The 20,686-nt window shown below is 48.6% G+C and carries 18 protein-coding genes; all 18 read left to right on the top strand.

Features of this window, described 5'->3' with window-relative positions; genetic code table 11:
- The first annotated feature begins 15 nt into the window (after positions 1-15).
- Positions 16-1,518 carry a F0F1 ATP synthase subunit beta gene (gene atpD, locus BM030_RS01065; protein WP_090970202.1) on the top strand — a complete coding sequence of 501 codons (1,503 nt, stop codon included), beginning with the start codon at positions 16-18 and terminating at the stop codon, positions 1,516-1,518.
- A 13-nt stretch (positions 1,519-1,531) separates the two neighbouring features.
- Positions 1,532-1,780, top strand: a complete 249-nt coding sequence (gene atpC / locus BM030_RS01060) for an ATP synthase F1 subunit epsilon (RefSeq protein ID WP_090970200.1) — start codon at positions 1,532-1,534, stop codon at positions 1,778-1,780.
- A 391-nt stretch (positions 1,781-2,171) separates the two neighbouring features.
- A complete protein-coding gene (ilvE, locus tag BM030_RS01055) occupies positions 2,172-3,062 on the top strand; it encodes a branched-chain-amino-acid transaminase (RefSeq protein ID WP_090970198.1) in 891 nt (296 codons plus the stop codon).
- A 2-nt stretch (positions 3,063-3,064) separates the two neighbouring features.
- The gene (gene ilvD / locus BM030_RS01050; protein ID WP_090970195.1) at positions 3,065-4,762 is read left to right on the top strand and encodes a dihydroxy-acid dehydratase; all 1,698 of its coding nucleotides are present in this window, start codon (positions 3,065-3,067) and stop codon (positions 4,760-4,762) included.
- A gap of 56 nt (positions 4,763-4,818) precedes the next feature.
- The gene (ilvB, locus tag BM030_RS01045) at positions 4,819-6,561 is read left to right on the top strand and encodes a biosynthetic-type acetolactate synthase large subunit (protein ID WP_090970931.1); all 1,743 of its coding nucleotides are present in this window, start codon (positions 4,819-4,821) and stop codon (positions 6,559-6,561) included.
- 18 nt (positions 6,562-6,579) lie between these two features.
- On the top strand, positions 6,580-7,170 hold the full coding sequence (ilvN, locus tag BM030_RS01040) for an acetolactate synthase small subunit (protein ID WP_090970929.1): 591 nt from the start codon (positions 6,580-6,582) through the stop codon (positions 7,168-7,170).
- Between the two features lie 19 nt (positions 7,171-7,189).
- Positions 7,190-7,669, top strand: coding sequence for a DinB family protein (locus BM030_RS01035; protein ID WP_244518585.1), 480 nt, complete (start codon positions 7,190-7,192; stop codon positions 7,667-7,669).
- 84 nt (positions 7,670-7,753) lie between these two features.
- On the top strand, positions 7,754-8,812 hold the full coding sequence (ilvC, locus tag BM030_RS01030) for a ketol-acid reductoisomerase (RefSeq protein ID WP_090970193.1): 1,059 nt from the start codon (positions 7,754-7,756) through the stop codon (positions 8,810-8,812).
- Between the two features lie 73 nt (positions 8,813-8,885).
- The gene (locus BM030_RS01025; RefSeq protein WP_090970191.1) at positions 8,886-10,394 is read left to right on the top strand and encodes a 2-isopropylmalate synthase; all 1,509 of its coding nucleotides are present in this window, start codon (positions 8,886-8,888) and stop codon (positions 10,392-10,394) included.
- A 69-nt stretch (positions 10,395-10,463) separates the two neighbouring features.
- Entirely contained in the window at positions 10,464-11,864 is a 1,401-nt protein-coding gene (gene leuC / locus BM030_RS01020) for a 3-isopropylmalate dehydratase large subunit (RefSeq protein ID WP_090970189.1), read from the top strand.
- Positions 11,865-11,867: 3 nt separating this feature from the next.
- The gene (gene leuD / locus BM030_RS01015; protein ID WP_090970187.1) at positions 11,868-12,464 is read left to right on the top strand and encodes a 3-isopropylmalate dehydratase small subunit; all 597 of its coding nucleotides are present in this window, start codon (positions 11,868-11,870) and stop codon (positions 12,462-12,464) included.
- A 3-nt stretch (positions 12,465-12,467) separates the two neighbouring features.
- On the top strand, positions 12,468-14,018 hold the full coding sequence (locus BM030_RS01010; protein ID WP_090970185.1) for an alpha-isopropylmalate synthase regulatory domain-containing protein: 1,551 nt from the start codon (positions 12,468-12,470) through the stop codon (positions 14,016-14,018).
- A 47-nt stretch (positions 14,019-14,065) separates the two neighbouring features.
- Positions 14,066-15,157 (top strand): 3-isopropylmalate dehydrogenase, encoded by a 1,092-nt coding sequence (gene leuB / locus BM030_RS01005; protein WP_090970183.1) that lies wholly within the window; start codon positions 14,066-14,068, stop codon positions 15,155-15,157.
- Positions 15,154-16,386 carry a threonine ammonia-lyase IlvA gene (ilvA, locus tag BM030_RS01000; protein ID WP_090970181.1) on the top strand — a complete coding sequence of 411 codons (1,233 nt, stop codon included), beginning with the start codon at positions 15,154-15,156 and terminating at the stop codon, positions 16,384-16,386. The genes leuB and ilvA overlap by 4 nt, the downstream gene beginning before the upstream one ends.
- 324 nt (positions 16,387-16,710) lie before the next feature.
- Positions 16,711-16,947, top strand: coding sequence for a thioredoxin family protein (locus BM030_RS00995; protein WP_090970179.1), 237 nt, complete (start codon positions 16,711-16,713; stop codon positions 16,945-16,947).
- Between the two features lie 117 nt (positions 16,948-17,064).
- Positions 17,065-17,478 (top strand): class Ib ribonucleoside-diphosphate reductase assembly flavoprotein NrdI, encoded by a 414-nt coding sequence (nrdI, locus tag BM030_RS00990; RefSeq protein WP_090970178.1) that lies wholly within the window; start codon positions 17,065-17,067, stop codon positions 17,476-17,478.
- On the top strand, positions 17,435-19,540 hold the full coding sequence (nrdE, locus tag BM030_RS00985) for a class 1b ribonucleoside-diphosphate reductase subunit alpha (protein WP_090970176.1): 2,106 nt from the start codon (positions 17,435-17,437) through the stop codon (positions 19,538-19,540). Before nrdI ends, nrdE begins: the two co-directional genes overlap by 44 nt.
- Positions 19,541-19,579: 39 nt before the next feature.
- Positions 19,580-20,563, top strand: coding sequence for a class 1b ribonucleoside-diphosphate reductase subunit beta (gene nrdF, locus BM030_RS00980; RefSeq protein WP_090970174.1), 984 nt, complete (start codon positions 19,580-19,582; stop codon positions 20,561-20,563).
- Positions 20,564-20,686 lie beyond the last annotated feature (123 nt).

Raw genomic sequence — 20,686 nt, 5'->3', positions numbered from 1 at the left:
TTAGTTCCTGATAGTATGTCCAATATTGGAAAAATAGCCCAAATCATCGGCCCTGTAGTCGATGTAAGCTTCGCTGAGAATGCCAAACTTCCTAAGATTTATGACGCATTGGAAATCGAAAAAGAAAATGGTCAGCGGATTGTTTTAGAGGTTCAGCAGCACTTGGGCGAAGAGCGTGTCCGCACCATTGCCATGGACGGAACGGAAGGTTTAACGCGAGGCATGAAAGTGGTTGACACGGGAGCGCCGATTAAGATGCCGGTGGGTGATGGAATCAAGGGACGGGTATTCAACGTTGTCGGCGATGCGATTGATGGTATTAAGGACCTTGATAAGTCTAGCGGACGCAGCATCCACAACACTCCCCCGAAATTTGAAGACCTTTCTACCGAAACCGAAGTACTTTATACCGGCATCAAGGTAATCGACTTATTGGAGCCTTATGCCAAAGGTGGAAAAATCGGCCTTTTCGGTGGTGCAGGGGTCGGTAAAACCGTATTGATCCAGGAACTCATCAACAATATCGCCAAGGCCTATTCTGGGCTTTCGGTCTTTGCAGGTGTAGGCGAACGTACCCGTGAAGGTAATGACCTGCTCCGCGAGATGCTGGAATCAGGCATTATTAAATACGGTGAAGAATTCATGGAAGGTATGGAAAAAGGCGAATGGCCTTTGGACAAAGTAGATACCGAGGAGTTAAAAGATTCCAAAGCCACGTTTGTATTCGGGCAGATGAATGAGCCCCCCGGTGCGCGTGCACGCGTAGCCCTGTCAGGGTTAACCATCGCTGAGTACTTCCGCGACGGTGACGGCGAAGGCGCAGGCCGGGATATCCTGTTCTTCATTGACAACATCTTCCGCTTTACCCAAGCGGGCTCAGAGGTATCAGCGTTGTTGGGACGGATGCCTTCAGCCGTGGGCTACCAGCCTACATTGGCCACGGAGATGGGACTTATGCAAGAACGGATTACTTCCACGAAACGCGGATCCATCACTTCCGTACAGGCTGTATACGTGCCGGCTGACGACTTGACGGACCCGGCTCCGGCAACAACGTTTGCCCACTTGGATGCTACTACGGTATTATCACGTAAAATCGCGGAACTGGGTATTTATCCAGCGGTGGATCCGCTGGATTCTACTTCCCGTATCTTGAGCCCCGTTGTTTTGGGTGAAGAGCACTACAATACTGCCCAACGGGTGAAGGAAATCCTCCAACGGTATAAAGAGCTCCAGGATATCATCGCCATTTTGGGCATGGATGAACTTTCCGAAGAAGATAAACTGGTAGTAGCCCGCGCACGGCGCGTACAACGTTTCCTGTCGCAGCCATTCCACGTTGCCGAACAGTTTACAGGCCTTAAAGGTGTGCTGGTAGATATTAAAGACACCATCAAAGGGTTCAATATGATCATTGACGGTGAAGTGGACGAGTACCCCGAAGCTGCTTTTAACTTGGTAGGCACCATTGAAGATGCCATCGAGAAAGGCAAAAAACTATTGGCTGAGGCGGTATAACAACGATTTAAAGATGAAGCTGACGATTATCACACCAGATAAGCCCATTTTCGACGGTGAAGTAACTTCGGTGACCGTGCCGGGTACCGCAGGCTCTTTTGAGGTACTGGAAAACCACGCTCCCATTGTTTCGACGCTGGAAGACGGCAAAGTGATTATCCGCACCGGCAAGGACGAAGATATTATTAACATTATTGGCGGTGTTGTGGAAGTCATTCACAACACCGTAACCGTACTTGCCGAAGGGATTGACGAAAAATAAGGAAAAATAACGCCAAAGAAAGCCCCCCGGTAAGTACATCCGGGGGGCTTTCTTTTTGACAATTTTTTTGGTGATCACCGGCATTTTACGCAGAATTCTGTACCAGTCGCCATCGCGCAGCGAAAAGCATACCGAATACCAGAATTGGTTTTGGTATATACGTTTGAAAATTAAATTTTGCAATTTTATTTATTTAAGACACGATAATCTATAATAATTTAAAATACAAAATAATATGCTGATTGAAAAAATTAACGGATGGGTATTGCTTGTTATCGATAAACACCCTACCTTAATGAAGTCAAAAAAATGACACGTGTCTATGGTGGAAAAAAGAGGGTTATGTATAATCCTCGGCATACCCAATCGGGCTCATTTTAGGTAAGCAATTATGAAGTATTTTGGTAAGAATACATGGGTCTATTTAGACGGGGAATTTGTCAAGGCAGATAACACGCGCATTGACGTATTCGGCCAGTCGCTTCATTATGGGTATGCTGCCATCGAAGGCATCCGTGCCTACAATACGCACAACGGCATCCGGCTGTTCAAAGGAGAACAACACTATGAACGGCTCCGCCTCTCCTGTGATCGCGTCGGCATTCCGTTCCCCTGGGAAACAGACCTACTGATAGAAAAGACTTATCAACTGCTCGAAAAAAATAATCTAAGGAGCGCCTACGTTCGCCCAATGGTGCTTACCGGACATAACATGTATTTAACGCCATCTGAGGATTCCAGCATCGTGATTCTGGCGTGGGAGTGGGGGCCATTTTTAGGCACCGATTTAATCCATGTAACCTGTTCGCCTTACCAAAGACCCAATCCGCATGCTATTCCGCCCGATGCCAAAATCGCTGGGCAGTACGTGGCCTCTATTCTGGCTACGACCGAAGCAACCAAACGCGGGTACGACGAGGCTATCCTCATGGACAGCGAAGGACACGTGGCTCAAGCGTCAAGCAACAACCTATTCATTGAAAAAGACGGCAGACTCTATACTCCCGCCTTGGGACATGTTTTTCCGGGCATAACACGGCAAACGGTACTTGAAATCGCCAAAGCGCTTAACGTCGACGTGATTGAAAAACAGATTTCGCCTGAAGAGCTGAAAAATGCGGATAGCGCATTCCTTACCGGTACAGCAACAGGTATTGTGGGGATAGCCGCGATAGACGGAACACACTTCCCCGAAGAATGGGCCGATACGGTGGGAGCCACCATACAGCGGGCGTACAAAAACCTTACATTGGAAAAAGAAAATTACGAAGTGATTATATAACCATGCTAACTAAACAAACGACAGTACTGAACAAATACAGCCGGGTACTTACCCAAGACAAAACTCAGCCCGCAGCTCAGGCCATGCTATACGGCATTGGCTTAACCGACGATGATATGCAAAAGGCCCAAGTGGGCATCGCCAGCATGGGATATGATGGAAACACCTGCAATATGCACCTGAATGACTTGGCCAAGGTTGTCAAGGAGGGCGTATGGGGCAATGATTTGGTAGGACTTATCTTCAATACCATCGGCGTGAGTGACGGCATGAGTAACGGTACCGATGGCATGCGGTACTCGCTGGTCAGCCGGGATATCATCGCTGATAGTATTGAAGCAATTTGTGGCGGACAGTACTACGACGGCCTTATCGCCATTCCGGGATGCGATAAGAACATGCCCGGATCAGTAATGGCCATGGGCCGTCTTAACCGGCCGTCCATCATGGTGTATGGTGGTACCATTGCTCCCGGCCATTACAAAGGCCAAGATCTCAACATCATTTCATCGTTCGAAGCATTGGGGCAAAAAATTGCGGGAAACCTATCAGAAGAGGATTTTATAGGGATTGTGAAGCACAGCTGCCCGGGAGCCGGAGCATGTGGCGGCATGTATACGGCCAATACCATGGCGGCTGCCATAGAGGCGTTAGGTATGAGCCTTCCCTACTCTTCTTCAAACCCCGCCATGAGCGAAGAAAAAAGGCAGGAATGCCGTGACGCAGGAAAATACATCCGCATATTGCTGGAACGCGATATCAAACCGTCGGATATCATGACCCGCGAAGCATTCGAAAACGCATTGCGTGTCATCATCGTCCTGGGCGGAAGCACAAACGCCGTGCTCCATTTCATTGCCATCGGTAAAAGTGTGGGTATTGATATTACACAGGACGACTTCCAACAGATGAGCGATACTACTCCCGTTCTGGCCGACTTCAAACCGAGTGGTAAGTACCTCATGCAAGACCTGCATCAATACGGCGGTGTGCCCGCAGTGATGAAATACCTGCTTAACGAGGGACTGCTGCATGGCAATTGCCTCACCGTGACGGGAAAAACATTAGCAGAAAACTTGGCCAACGTAACCCCTATCAACGAAATCGAACAACCCATCGTTCAACCTTTAGAAAACCCGATAAAGCCAACCGGGCACCTGCAGATTCTTTACGGTAACCTTGCCGAAAAAGGTAGTGTGGCCAAGATCTCCGGCAAAGAGGGTGAACGTTTTGAAGGGCCTGCACGGGTATTCGATGGCGAAAAAGAACTGATTGCCGGCATCGCATCCGGCCGGGTGAAACCGGGTGATGTAGTGGTCATTAAAAACGAAGGACCCAAAGGCGCTCCCGGCATGCCCGAAATGCTGAAGCCTACTTCTGCTATCATCGGGGCCGGACTTGGCAAACGAGTAGCGTTAATCACCGATGGCCGCTTCAGCGGCGGCACCCATGGTTTTGTGGTCGGACACATCACCCCAGAAGCTTATGAAGGTGGACTCATTGGCCTCGTGGAAGATAACGACACGATTGTTATCGACGCAGTCAATAACACAATTACGCTCCAAGTGCCGGATGACGTCATTGCCGAACGCCGAGCCAAATGGAAAAAACCGGAGTTGAAGGTTACGAAAGGAGTACTTTACAAATACGCAAAAACCGTAGCCGATGCATCGGCCGGCTGCGTTACGGATGAATGCTGAACCGGGATTCTGGATAGGAAACATCAAGAAAATTGAAAAACAAAAAAGCGAACATGATGAATACGCTGGAAATCGCAAAAGACACCACACAGCAAGGAAACAGGCCGACAACACAAATCAGTGGCTCCCAAGCAGTGCTTGAAGCCCTGTTGGGCGAAGGTGTGGATACGGTATTTGGTTATCCGGGCGGCGCTATTATGCCTATATACGATGCGCTGTATGATTATAACGACAAGCTGAGGCATATCCTCGTCCGCCATGAGCAGGGAGGAATCCACGCCGCACAGGGCTATGCCCGTACGTCCGGGCGCGTGGGCGTGGTTTTTGCCACCAGCGGACCCGGAGCGACCAATTTGGTCACCGGTTTGGCCGACGCCATGATTGATAGCAATCCGATTGTCTGCGTAACCGGCCAGGTGTTCGCGCACCTGCTCGGCACCGATGCATTTCAGGAGACTGACGTGATTAACATTACCTCTCCTGTAACAAAGTGGAACTATCAGGTAACCGATGCCTGCGAAATACCCATGGCCCTGGCCAAGGCTTTCCATATTGCGCGGACCGGCAGACCGGGCCCGGTACTGATAGACATCACAAAAAATGCGCAGTTGCAGTTGTTTGCATATGAAGGTTATAAACCTTGCCATCATATCCGCAGCTATCGCCCCAAACCCATTGTGCGCAAGGAATACATCGAACAGGCATCAGCACTAATCAACCAGGCGAAACGCCCCTTTGTATTGTTTGGTCAAGGTGTTATTTTGGGCAAGGCAGAAGCCGAGTTTAAGGCGTTTATAGAAAAAGCCGGCATCCCCGCCGCGGCGACCGTGATGGGCTTAAGCGCCCTCGAAACAGACCACCACCTTCATGTTGGTATGCTGGGCATGCACGGCAATTATGCACCTAACGTGCTGACCAACGAATGCGATGTGCTTATCGCCATTGGCATGCGCTTCGATGACCGTGTAACGGGCCGCCTGGATAAATACGCTAAACAAGCGCAGATTGTTCACCTCGACATCGACCCAGCTGAAATAGATAAAAACGTGAAAACCGCCGTACCGGTATGGGGCGACTGCAAAGAAACGCTGCCCCTGCTTACCGAATTGGTCGAATCCCGGGAACATACAGAATGGTTAGCACATTTCCGTAAGCTGGAGCAGGAAGAAATCAAAGAAGTCATCCAAGAAGAGCTTAATCCTACGACAGACATCATGACCATGGGCGAAGTGGTCAAGATCCTTAACGACCTCACCGGTGGAGAGGCTGTTGTTGTAACAGATGTAGGCCAGCACCAGATGGTTGCCTGCCGCTATGCGAAATTCAACCGGTCCAAAAGCAACGTGACTTCCGGTGGGTTGGGCACCATGGGTTTCGGCTTGCCCGCAGCCATAGGGGCATGGTACGGTGCTCCGGACAGGACCGTGGTCGCCATCATCGGCGATGGTGGCATCCAGATGACCATCCAAGAACTGGGAACCATTATGCAATTTGGTGCCAAGGTGAAGATTTTGATTCTTAACAATGAGTTCCTCGGTATGGTGCGCCAATGGCAGCAGCTCTTCCACGACAAGCGGTATTCATTTGTTAATATTACCAGTCCCGATTTTGTCACCGTTGCCCAAGGATATGGCATACCGGGCAGAAGTATCCGTGAGCGCAAAGACCTCAAACAAGCGCTCAGCGATATGCTCGCCCACGACGGCGCTTACCTTCTGGAAGTGATGGTAGGCAAGGAAAACAACGTATTTCCCATGGTTCCTCAAGGAAGCAGTGTAGCGGAAATCCGGCTGAAATAAAATATGGAGGATTATAGCATGGAAAAGCAAGAATATACCATCACCCTTTATACGGAGAATTCCATCGGAATGATCGGACGCATCTCTACAATTTTCTCGCGACGCAAAATCAATATCGAAAGTCTCAACACGTCGCCGTCAGAGGCCGAAGGCATTCACAGGTTTACCATTGTCATTCAGGAAACGGAAGATGTGGTGCGCAAACTCTGCCGGCAAATCGAGAAACAGGTAGAAGTGCTGAAGGCTTATTATAACACCAATGATGAGGTCATCTGGCAAGAGCAGGCTCTATATAAGGTGCCGACCAGTGTCGTTACCGAAAAAGCTCCGGTAGAACGCCTGCTCCGGCAATACGGTGCCAGTGCCGTGGTAATCCGCAATGACTATACGGTATTTGAAACGGCCGGTCACCGCGAAGAAATCGATGCACTTACGGAGGCGCTCGCCGAATATAACCTGATTGAGTTTGTGCGCAGTGCCCGGATAGCGATCATCAAACATAGTGAGGGATTCCACAAAAAGCTAAAAGAGTTTGAAGAAGCCGAGCCTGCCGCTGAAGTAGTGGAAAACCGGTATCTTGATAAACAAGACAAAGTGTTTACCATGTAATGATGAGGTAACGGACATCGTGGATTTAATCTTTACATACATTAAACGTACGCGCGAGGTATTTGCAGAATTGGTCGATAGACTGGATATTGAGGCCATTAATACCGTGCCATCCGGTTTCCGGAATAACATCGGTTGGAATTTTGGGCATATCGTGGTCAGTACGCAGGGATTATGTTACCGGCGTACGGGCGTGCAGCCCAATAGGGAAATCCCCTTTTTAGACGGTTATACCAAAGGCACAATACCTGAGAAATGGATTAACCGGGAGGAAATCGACATCCTGAAGACACAGGCTACGGCGAGCATCGACCAACTGATACAGGATTACCGGAATGGGCTGTTCGCAAACATCAGCCCGTTTGCTACGTCGACTTACAGTCTGACGATGAATACCATTGAAGAAGTTCTTACTGCATCGCTGGCGCACGATAATCTCCATTTCGGGTATGCCCAAGGCATCCGAAAAGCATTGGAAGGAAACAAATTAAAATCGTAACTTAGCGGTAGCTTTTTAGCTGCATTAACCGCTAACTACAAACCAATAAGTTAATTTTACACGTTTAAAAAACAAAAGCAGAAAATGGCAAAAATCAATTTTGGGGGAGTCGAGGAAGACGTAGTGACCCGCGAAGAGTTTCCTTTGGAAAAAGCTCAGGAAGTACTGAAGCATGAAACAGTCGCTGTGATCGGATATGGCGTTCAGGGTCCCGGACAAGCATTAAACCAAAAAGACAACGGCATCAACGTTATCGTGGGCCAACGCAAGGATTCAAAAACCTGGGATAAAGCTATCGCAGATGGCTGGGTACCCGGCGAAACGTTGTTTGAAATCGAGGAAGCGCTTGAGCGGGGTACGATTATCTGCTATTTGCTCAGCGATGCGGCGCAGATAGCGTTGTGGCCTACCGTGAAGAAACACCTTACTCCAGGTAAGGCATTATATTTCTCGCATGGCTTCGGCATTACATTCAACGAACAAACCGGCATTATCCCTCCGGAAGACGTTGACGTATTCCTTGTGGCACCGAAAGGATCAGGCACATCACTGCGCCGGATGTTTCTGGAAGGACGCGGACTTAACTCCAGCTTTGCTATTTACCAGAATGCAACCGGCAAGGCGCGCGACCGCGTAATTGCACTGGGCATCGCGGTGGGCAGTGGTTACCTGTTTGAAACGGATTTTAAGAAAGAAGTTTATTCCGACCTGACTGGCGAGCGGGGCACATTGATGGGAGCCATTCAGGGGATCTTTGCTGCCCAATACCAAGTGTTGCGCGACAATGGCCATTCGCCTTCCGAAGCCTTCAATGAAACGGTAGAAGAACTCACCCAATCACTCATGCCGTTGGTTGCCGAAAATGGCATGGACTGGATGTATGCCAACTGCTCAACCACTGCACAGCGCGGTGCACTGGACTGGTGGAAGAAATTCCGGGATGCAACTGCTCCCGTATTCAAAGAACTGTACGAAAGCGTGGCTACCGGCAAGGAATCGCAGCGCTCCATTGACAGCAATAGCCAACCTGACTACCGGGTGAAACTGGAGGAGGAACTGAAAGAACTGCGTGAAAGTGAAATGTGGCAGGCTGGTGCAGCTGTAAGAAGCCTGCGCCCAGAAAATCAGCCGACAGAGGTTTAATCACGTTCTCATATCATTCAATGGCGGTGCCTTCCGTTCGGACGGCACCGCTCATTAAAAAACATTGGAAAACATGTTACACGATCCAAACCGCATTTATGTATTTGACACGACGCTTCGCGATGGCGAACAGGTGCCCGGCTCACAGCTGACCACGCCGGAGAAACTCATTATCGCCGAAGCGTTGGAAGCGCTGGGCGTAGACATCATCGAAGCAGGCTTCCCGATATCCAGCCCGGGCGACTTCAACAGTGTCGTAGAGATATCCAAACTCGTCAAACACCCTACCGTGTGTGCACTTACCCGGGCCAATAAAGGCGACATAGACCGTGCGGCTGAAGCGCTGAAATACGCCAAAAGGCCCCGTATACATACCGGTATCGGTGCATCCGACACCCATATACAGTATAAATTCAATAGCACACGCGAGGCTATCCTCGAACGGGCCGTTGAAGCAGTGAAATATGCCAAGTCTTTTGTAGAAGACATCGAATTCTATGCGGAGGATGCCGGAAGGGCTGACAATGAGTACTTAGCTAAGATGATTGAAGCTGTTATTGCAGCCGGAGCAACGGTAGTAAACATTCCAGACACCAACGGTTACTGTTTGCCTGAGCAGTATGGTGCTAAAATTAGGTTCCTGAAAGAAAACGTTAAAAACATCGATAAAGCCATCATCTCTGTACATTGTCACAATGACCTTGGTTTGGCTACTGCAAACAGTATTGCTGGATTGCAGAACGGTGCGAGACAGGTAGAATGCACCATTAACGGCATTGGTGAGCGTGCCGGCAACACCTCACTGGAGGAGGTGGTCATGATCCTCAAGACACACCAATCGCTCAACCTCCATACCGACATCAATACCAAGCAATTGTATCCGCTTAGCGGGATGGTAAGCCGCATGATGCGTATGCCTGTGCAACCCAACAAAGCTATCGTTGGCAGAAACGCCTTCGCACACAGCTCTGGCATTCATCAGGACGGCGTACTTAAACACCGCGAGAATTATGAAATCATCAATCCCGAAGATGTAGGGATTGACCAATCGGAAATCATATTGACTGCCCGTAGCGGCCGTCATGCGTTGAAACACCACTTGGAGCGGTTAGGCTATACCATAGACCGCATCGATCTTGACCAGGTATACCAACGTTTCCTCGAAATGGCCGATGAAAAAAAGGAACTGAAGGATGACGACCTCCTGCAACTGATGGGAGACAAAACCGAGGAAAGCTTCAAAAACGGACTGGCCATTAATGCACTCCAGGTAAAAACAGGCGATCAGGAGGTTCCGGAAGCAACCATCAGGCTCAGCTACAAAGGCGTTGAACATGAAGCTACAGCCTCGGGTAATGGCCCCGTGAGCGCAACTATCAAAGCCATTGAAGATATTATCGGAAAACACATTGAAATCAAAGAGTTTAACATACACTCCATCCACGGTGGCAGCGATGATGTAAGCAAGGTGGACATGCGGGTGATATACGATGATAAATCTTATATGGGATATGGTTTTAGCACCGATATCGTGCGTGCATCTGCCAATGCCTACCTGGATGCACTGAATAAATTTATTTAGCTGCGGGCATTATAGCATAACGCTTAAACGTATATAAAGCTAAAAAAACGAAAACAACAACTATACAAAATGAGTAAGACATTATTTGATAAGGTATGGGATGCACATGTGGTGCGCAAGATCGAAGGGGGGCCAGATGTATTGTTCATTGACCGTCACTTGATTCATGAAGTGACCAGCCCCGTGGCGTTCCTTGGACTAAAAAAACGCGGCATTAAGGTGCTGTACCCCGAACGTACCTTCGCCACAGCCGACCACAATACACCAACGCTCAATCAACACCTGCCAGTGCAGGACCCCTTATCTGCTAATCAACTGAAAGCGCTCGAAGAAAACACGCGCGAACACGGAATCAGGCATTGGGGATTAGGCCACTATAAAAATGGCATTGTACACGTGATAGGGCCGGAAAATGGCATTACCCAACCGGGAGCCACCATTGTGTGCGGCGATTCCCATACGTCTACGCACGGTGCTTTCGGCGCCATAGCCTTTGGTATCGGCACATCGGAAGTGGAAATGGTGCTTGCAACTCAATGCATCATGCAGCCTAAACCCAAGAAAATGCGTATCACCATCAACGGAACGCTAGGCAAAGGAGTATTGCCTAAAGATGTAGCGCTGTTTATCATCGCTAAACTGACCACCTCGGGGGCTACCGGGCATTTCGTGGAATATGCGGGCGACGTATTTGAACAGATGAGCATGGAGGGCCGGATGACAGTCTGCAACCTAAGCATCGAGATGGGCGCCCGTGGTGGAATGATTGCTCCGGATGAGACCACGTTCAATTACATCAAAGACAGGGAGTTCAGCCCGAAAGGTGCCGACTGGGACAAAGCCATGGAATATTGGAAAACCCTGAAAACGGACAACGACGCCACATTTGATAAAGAATTCACCTTTGACGCATCAGAAATCGAGCCCATGATCACCTACGGCACTAATCCGGGTATGGGCATTGGTATTACACGGGAAATTCCAAAAGCTGAACAAGTAACAGAAGCAAAAGCGACCTTTGAAAAGTCGTTGGGCTACATGGGCTTTCATGAAGGTGAACCGATGATGGGCAAGAAAGTAGATTACGTGTTCGTGGGAAGCTGCACCAATGGCCGCATAGAAGATTTCCGTGCATTCGCTTCACTCGTAAAGGGCAAGCGCAAGGCTGATGATGTCACCGTATGGCTTGTGCCGGGTTCACACGTGGTGGAAGAACAAATTAAGAAAGAGGGTATCCTTGAGGTTCTGACCGAGGCGGGTTTTACGCTACGCCAACCCGGATGTTCGGCCTGCCTGGCAATGAACGAAGATAAAATTCCCGCCGGGAAATACGCTGTAAGCACCTCAAACCGCAACTTTGAAGGCCGCCAAGGGCCGGGAGCACGCACATTGCTGGCCAGCCCGCTGGTAGCCGCTGCGGCAGCCGTAACTGGAAAAGTAACCGATCCGAGAACCCTTTTACAACAATAGAAAATGGCATACGATAGTTTCACCATATTGAAAAGCACGGCGGTACCGCTTCCTATAGAGAACGTAGATACTGACCAAATCATCCCAGCACGTTTCCTGAAAGCCACCGAACGCAAAGGCTTTGGCGACAACCTCTTCCGCGATTGGAGGTATAATCCCGACAATACCCCTAAGCAGGATTTTGTATTGAATGATCCCACATTCAAGGGAAAAATCCTTGTCGGCGGAAAAAATTTCGGCTCGGGTTCCTCCCGTGAACACGCTGCATGGGCTATTTATGACTATGGCTTCCGGTGCGTGATATCCAGCTTTTTCGCCGACATTTTCCGTGGCAACTGCCTCAACATCGGTGTGCTGCCTGTGCAGATAAGCCCTGAATTCCTTGAAAGGATATTCGCGGCAATTTATGCCAATCCGGATACCGAATTGGAGGTAAACCTGCCCGAACAGACCGTTACCCTGTTGGCTACCGGTGAAAAAGAATCGTTTGATATCAACAGCTACAAAAAGGGTAACATGATGAATGGATTCGATGATATCGACTACTTGCTTAACATCAAATCCGATATACAGCGCTTTGCGGAAACCCTTCCCTTATAACACATGGAAAGCAGGAAAATCGAAATCATGGATACGACACTGCGCGACGGTGAACAAACCTCGGGCGTGTCGTTCTCGGTTTCTGAAAAACTCACAATAGCCCAGTTACTGCTGGAAGAACTCCGGGTCGACCGCGTAGAGGTGGCCTCCGCCCGCGTGTCACAGGGGGAATTTGAGGCCGTAAAGCTCATCGCCCAATGGGCGGCCCGAAACGGCTGTTTGGATCGCATCGAGGTCCTTTCCTTTGTGGATGGTGGAATATCCATCGAGTGGATGCAACAAACAGGAGTAAAGGTACAGAATCTGCTGACCAAAGGATCGCTGAACCACCTAAAGTACCAGCTACGGAAAACGCCTCAGCAACATTTCGAGGAGGTAGCAGACGTCATCGAGCAGGCGGTGAAACACGGAATGGCCACCAACGTATACCTGGAGGATTGGAGCAACGGGATGCGTCATTCTCCAGATTATGTATTACAGTACCTGGATTTCCTTGTAACACAACCCGTTAAACGCATTATGCTACCCGACACGCTTGGCGTACTTACCCCTGCCCAAACGTTCGAGTATATTACAGACTTACGGGCTCGCTATCCGCAGGTGCACTTCGATTTCCATGCGCACAACGACTACGATCTCGGTACTGCGAATGTGCTTGAAGCAGTCAAAGCCGGTGTCAACGGCCTGCACCTTACCGTCAACGGCATGGGCGAACGGGCCGGCAACGCTCCTTTAGCCAGCACAGTAGCTGTTATCAATGATTTTCTCGCCAGCACTGTCATCGGCGTGAATGAATCGGCCATCTATACCGTTAGCAAATTGGTGGAAAACTTTTCCGGTGTAAGGATACCTGCAAACAAGCCCATCGTTGGCGATAACGTATTTACCCAAACGGCGGGTATCCATGCCGATGGCGACAATAAAAAGAACCTGTACTTCAATGACCTATTGCCCGAGCGATTTGGCCGCAAACGCAAATATGCGCTGGGGAAGACTTCCGGAAAGGCCAACATAGAAAAAAACTTGCAGGAACTCGGCCTTAAGCTGAATGAAGACGATCTGAAGAAAGTAACGCAACGGGTCATCGAACTCGGTGACAAAAAGGAAACGGTCACTACGGAAGATTTGCCTTATATTATTTCCGACGTATTGGCTACAAAGGCGCATGAAGAAAAAATTCTGATAGAGTCCTATGTGTTGACTCACGCCAAAGGCCTCCGCCCTTCAGCAACCATTGCCGTGCGCATCAATGACCAGCTTTTTGAAGAACATGCCCAAGGCGACGGACAGTTCGACGCCTTCATGAACGCGCTGACGATGGCATATTCAAAAAACAACATCCGGCTGCCCAGCTTGGTGGATTATAACGTACGCATTGCCCCCGGAAGTAGCTCGGACGCGCTCTGCGAAACGACTATCACCTGGGAGGCGGGCGACCGGACATTTTCAACACGGGGATTGGATTCCGATCAAACTGTGTCGGCCATAAAGGCCACCCAGAAAATGCTTAACATCATCCTGCACGTAGAGCAACTGGAAGCTACGCATGCATAAACAAAGATACTTTTGTTTTTTTTTACATTGACTTTTAACTTTACACAATGAAATTGAATATAGCGCTGTTGCCTGGCGATGGAATCGGACCGGAAGTGGTTGAACAGGCGGTAAAAGTAGTGGATGCAGTGGCCGTCAAGTTCGGCCACCAAGTAAACTGGACCTTCGGATTAACAGGAGCTGCGGCCATAGATGAAGTTGGTGATCCGTACCCCGAATCGACACACGAAATATGTATGGCTGCGGATGCGGTATTGTTTGGTGCAATCGGCCATCCCCGTTACGACAACGACCCTAAAGCTCCCGTGCGCCCCGAGCAGGGACTGCTGAAAATGCGCAAAAAACTTGGCTTGTTTGCCAACGTACGACCTACCTTCACGTTCCCTTCCCTAATCGATAATTCGCCTTTGAAACGCGAGCGTATCGAAGGAACAGATTTGATTATCCTCCGTGAACTGACCGGCGGTATTTACTTCGGTGAACGCGGCCGTAAAGATGGCGGCGAAACCGCCTTCGACACGTGTACTTATACGCGCGATGAGGTACGGCGATTGGCCAAACTGGGCTTTGAAATGGCAATGAACAGGCGCAAAAAGCTATGCTGTGTAGATAAAGCAAACGTGCTGGAGAGTTCACGCCTATGGCGGGAAACAGTGCAGGATATGGAAAGAGAATTCCCCGAAGTAACGGTCAGCTACGAATTTGTCGATGCGGTGGCTATGCGTCTTGTACAATGGCCGTCATCGTATGATGTGTTGATTACCGAAAACCTGTTCGGCGATATTCTCACAGATGAAGCGTCGGTAATTTCTGGTTCCATGGGTTTAATGCCTTCGGCCTCTATCGGCATCCATACTTCCCTATTTGAACCCATCCATGGCTCTTACCCGCAAGCCGCTGGTAAAGACATTGCCAATCCGCTGGCCACCGTGCTTTCTGCAGCCATGATGTTTGAAGATGCGTTCGGGCTTAAAAAAGAGGCCGCACTCATCCGCGACGTGGTCAACCAATCACTGGCTGAAGGACTAGTTACCGAGGATCTGGCTGGCAATAATAAAGCCTATAAAACCAGCGAAGTCGGTGATTGGCTGGCTGCACAAGTAAGCCTCGCTACAGGAATTGCAGCATCCGTGCAATGAACCAAGCCATCGAATCGGCAGCTGACCGCTTAAAAGGGGTAATTAATCCTACCCCTTTGCAATTCAGCCAGCGGCTATCGGAAAAGTATAGTGCATCGGTATACATCAAGCGAGAGGATCTCCAACTCGTACGTTCATATAAACTGCGGGGTGCTTACAACAAAATCAGTAAACTGACCGATGCCGAACGTTCCAAGGGAGTAGTTTGCGCCAGCGCTGGAAATCACGCCCAAGGCGTGGCTTTCTCATGCAAAAAACTGGGTATCAAAGGCGTTATCTTTATGCCGAGCCCTACCCCAAAGCAGAAAATCAATCAAACCGAAATGTTTGGCAATGGCTATATTGAAATTGTACTTACAGGCGATACGTTTGACGACTGCCAGCAAACAGCCTTGGCATATTGCGCCAAACATGAACTGACTTTCATCCACCCGTTTGATGACCTGGACATCATTGAAGGACAGGGCACGGTAGGGGTAGAAATCCTGCGTGACCAACCGGATACCGACATCGTAATTATCCCTATTGGGGGTGGCGGACTGGCCTCCGGAACCGGCACCTATCTGCGCAATGCAAAGTCCCGCATCCGATTGTTCGGAGTGGAACCCGAGGGCGCCCCATCGTTAAAGGCCGCGTTGGCACACGGCGGCCCGATAACACTCGATGAAATCAACCGTTTCGTTGATGGCGCCGCAGTAAAACGTATCGGTAACCTCACTTATCAATACTGCAGTCAATTGTTAGATGGTGTCCATCTCGTCCCGGAAGGGAAAATATGCACAACTATTCTCGAACTATATAATAAAGACGCCATCGTAGCCGAACCAGCAGGTGCACTCGCCATCGCTGCGTTGGATGGCTACCAAGATGAAATCAGGGGCAAAACAGTGGTATGTATCTTGAGCGGCGGCAACAACGACATTGATAGGATGGGCGAAATCAAGGAACTTTCGCTGCTCTATGAAGGGTTAAAGCATTATTTTATTGTCCGCTTTCCACAGCGTCCTGGTGCGCTCAAGCTGTTTGTTAATGAAGTGCTCGGACCACATGACGACATCACCCGATTCGAGTTCATCAAGAAAACCCAGCGTGAGCGCGGACCGGCTTTAGTGGGTGTTGAACTGCAAAAGGCTGAAGACTATCCTCAATTAGTTGAACGGATGCGTGAACACCGTTTTGATTTCAAGGAAGTGAACAAAGATCCAACGTTATTTGAATATCTTATTTAAGCCAAAATCGACTCCTTAGCATAACCTGTAATTGATGCAATAAATATACCGAAATAGCCGGACAGTTATCCACGTCACGCGACAAAAGAAATCAAAGCATCAAAACAAACGACTCATTACCAAAAACTTAACGAAAATCAACCTCACAAAAATTATCCACAATGTGAATAATTCAACATCTGTTGATAACAATTGCTACCGCGCCCGATTTAAATAGCTGATATTTGTTCAAGGCTTCAACTTACCAACCACTACGGGTAAAATTACCGGCTGTCCGAAAGACTCTCGGAAACCGGTTTGGTGTTGAATATAAAACTTATCGCTATGACACGGATTATTAAATTTGAAAAAAACGACTGTGCACCTTGCAATCAAGTGTCCGAATTTCTTGACCGCAAGGGTATCACTTACGAAAAAGTAAATCCGTTTGACAAACCGGAATTGGCCATTCAATACAAGGTACGCACCGTACCTACGGTTATTGTGCTGGACCAAGGTCAAGAAACCCAGCGAATCATCGGGTTCAAGCCGGAGGAACTATCTGCTATCATGATGCAGTAAACAGCCCAATCCCAGTAGTTGCGGCCTGCTATGCAGGCCGTTGTCAGCAATAGGCTGTTTTACAGCAACAAAAGCCCCCTCGACACGTGGGGGTTTACCATCTAAAAGGTTTGCAACATGGAGTGGATATATTACGATAGCAAAACGGGCAACGTGGAGCGGTTCATGCAAAAAGTGGCTGAATTGACGGGCTGGATGATCCAAAAAATCCATCCGGATATAGAAGTAACGCATGAAGGGCATTTGGTAACGTTCACCACACGGTTCGGGGAAGTGCCGGAAACTACCAAAGCGTTCCTGCAGTATGCAAGCCCGTATCTACGCTCCGTATCCTCAAGCGGAAACCGGAACTGGGGAAGCAACTTTGCACTGGCGGGGGACAAGATTGCAAACGAATACGGTATACCGCTGGCGTTTAAATTCGAGCTATCGGGAACCAACGAAGACGTTAACGAATTTATCGGTATTATTAAAGCAAGGAAACATTATGGTAACAAACGAGGTAGCCAAGAGCTGGATTTTGCTCAATAACGAAATCATGGTCAAGCATGATGACGAGTTCAGCCTGCATAAGGACAAGGAAGCCGTACGCGCTTACTTTCTGGAATACGTCAATAAAAATACGGTATTCTTTTATACGCTAAAGGAAAAGATAGATTACCTCATCGAACATAATTACTACATCAATTTCTATGAGTGGTTTACCTTCGAAGAGATGGAGCGGGTGTACAACTTCATAAACGCCAAGAAGTTCCGGTTTCCTTCGTTCATGAGTGCATTCAAGTTCTTCCAGAGCTATGCCTTGCGTGACGACTCCGGCGAGAAGTTTTTGGAGCGCTACGAGGATCGCGTGGCGGCCGTTTCCCTCTTCCTCGCACGCCACGAAGGCGTAGACCGTGCCTTGCAATATGCCGAACTGCTCATCAACCAAGAATACCAGCCCGCTACACCTACCTTTCTCAATGCGGGAAAAAAGCGTTCCGGCGAATTGGTCTCATGTTTCCTTGACGAAATTGGAGACAACCTCAATGGCATCGGTTATGCTGTGGATTCTGCGATGAAACTGTCGTCCATTGGAGGCGGGGTATCGTTTAACATTTCCAAAATCAGGGCCCGGGGCGAAGCCATCAAAGGGGTTGAAGGGCGTGCCGGCGGGGTACTGCCCATCATGAAGATCCTGGAAGACACTTTTTCTTACGCCAACCAGCTTGGCCAACGCCCGGGTGCGGGGGCTGTATACCTCAACATCTTCCACTCTGATATCGAGGAATTCCTGGATTGCAAAAAAATCAATGTGGATGAAAAAGTCCGCATCAAGTCGCTTTCCATCGGTGTTATCGTGCCAGATAAGTTCATGGAACTGGCCGCCAAAGACGAACCATGTTACCTCATCTCCCCGCACACGGTAATGCAGGAATATGGCCAGTATCTTGATGAACTGGATATGGATAAAATGTATGACGAACTTATCACCAACCCGAAAATCAAGAAACGGAAGGTAAATGCCCGGCACTTACTGGTTAAAATCGCTCAGATCCAAAAGGAAAGCGGCTATCCTTATATCTTTTTTAAGGAAAACGCCAACCGCCAGCATGCACTGAATGGCATCGGAAAAGTGAAATTTTCCAACCTATGCACAGAAATCATGCAAGTTTCAGAGGTGTCAGATATTAACATATATGGACAGGAAGACACCATCCGTTATGGCATCTCGTGTAACTTAGGATCGCTCAACATTGCAACAGTAATGGACAACAAGCGCATTGAACAGGCAGTCAAAACCGCCATGCGCGCACTCACCATGGTATCTGACGTAACAGACATTGCCATGGTGCCGTCTATCCAAAAGGCCAACCGCGAATTGCACAGCGTGGGCTTGGGCGCGATGAACCTGCACGGATACCTTGCGAAGAACTTCATCATGTACGAGAGCGAAGAAGCCATGGACTTTGCCAACGTCTTTTTCATGATGGTCAACTACTATTCGCTTCAAGCTTCCATGGAAATAGCCCGCGAACGCAAAACCACATTCAAAGGCTTTGAAAAGACAGCTTACGCGGACGGCTCCTACTTCGATAAGTATGCTAAACAAGATTACTTCCCTACCACCATCAAAGTAAGCGAGCTCTTCGCCGGCATTGACATTCCTACCAAAGAAGACTGGAAGGTATTGAAACAACAGGTCATGGAACACGGCGTCTACCACGCCTACCGCATCGCCATTGCACCCAACCAGTCGACCTCGTACATTATGAATGCCACCGCATCGGTAATGCCTATCGTAGATACTATCGAAGTACGCGAATATGGCGACAGCACCACGTATTACCCCATGCCGTACCTAACAAATGAAAACTACTTCTATTATAAATCGGCGTACGATATGGATCAGATGAAAGTGCTGCGACTCATATCGGTGATCCAGCGGCATGTCGACCAAGGCATCTCTACTATTTTACATACCAATTCAAAAGATACGACACGCGACTTGGCAAGGTACTACATTTATGCCCACAAAATTGGATTGAAATCACTGTACTATACCCGTACACGCAAATCGACCATTGACGAATGCGTGTCGTGTTCAGCATAGGAACGGAATCAAACATATACCACTTAACCAAAACGGAATATGAAACAATATAAAGCCGTCAATTGGAACGCGCCTGAAAATGATTATGCACTGATGTTTTGGGAGCAGAACATCAAGCAATTCTGGATAGACACGGAATATATCCCCTCCAAAGATATCGACAGTTGGAAGGCATTATCACCTGAAATGCGTGAATGTTACAAAAAGGCCCTGGGTGGTCTCACCCTGCTTGACACGCTTCAAAGCCATACCGGCATGCCCAAAATCATCGATCACGTAGAGTCATTACAGAACAAGGCCGTACTGGCTTACATGGGTATGATGGAAGCGATTCACGCCAAATCGTATTCTACCATTTTTACAACAGTAGCCACTTCTCAAGATATCGAGGACATCTTCAATTGGGTACAGAACAACAAATATCTCCAATTCAAGGCAGCTACCATCGACAAGTATTACCGCAAACTGGCCGAAACGGATATCAGCAAAGAAGACTTATTTATGGGGCTGTGCGCCTCTGTACTGCTGGAATCATTTTTATTCTACAGCGGTTTCTTTATCCCCTTATGGTTATGCGGACAGGGCCATATGGTGGCAAGCGCTGATATCATTAAGAAAATCGTTGCTGATGAGTCCATTCATGGCGTATTTGTGGGGCTGCTGGCACAAGACGTCTATAAAAAATTACCCGACCCACAGAAATCCAAGGAAAAGCTTCTGGCTTTGCTCAACGACCTCTATGAGAATGAACTGAAATATACCGAAGAAATTTATACGGATGTGGGCCTTACAGCGGAAGTAAAGGAATATGTCCGTTACAATGCCAATAAGGCGCTGATGAACTTAGGCTTCGAACCAGTTTTTGAAGTCAAGCGGGTAAACCCTATCGTGTTGAACGGTCTCAACGTAGAAACCACCCAACATGATTTCTTTTCCAAAAAGTCCACCAACTACGAAAAGGCCATGGAAATCGTGCACCTGCGTGACGAGGATTTCGCGTTGGATACTTCTATCGCTATCTAAACAGCCAAAAGAAGACTATTGCCCCTGAGGGGACTGCCCATACAGTCAGCGACATATCTCGCGCCTGTATGGGCTTTTTGCTAAAAAGCAGGAGACTACTGATGCAAAAAATAAGCAGGATTC

Origin of the sequence: Parapedobacter composti, from assembly GCF_900112315.1 — a bacterium.
Lineage (GTDB): Bacteria > Bacteroidota > Bacteroidia > Sphingobacteriales > Sphingobacteriaceae > Parapedobacter > Parapedobacter composti.
Note: the sequence above shows the minus strand (reverse complement) of the source record. Positions and strands in the feature narration are given on the sequence as shown.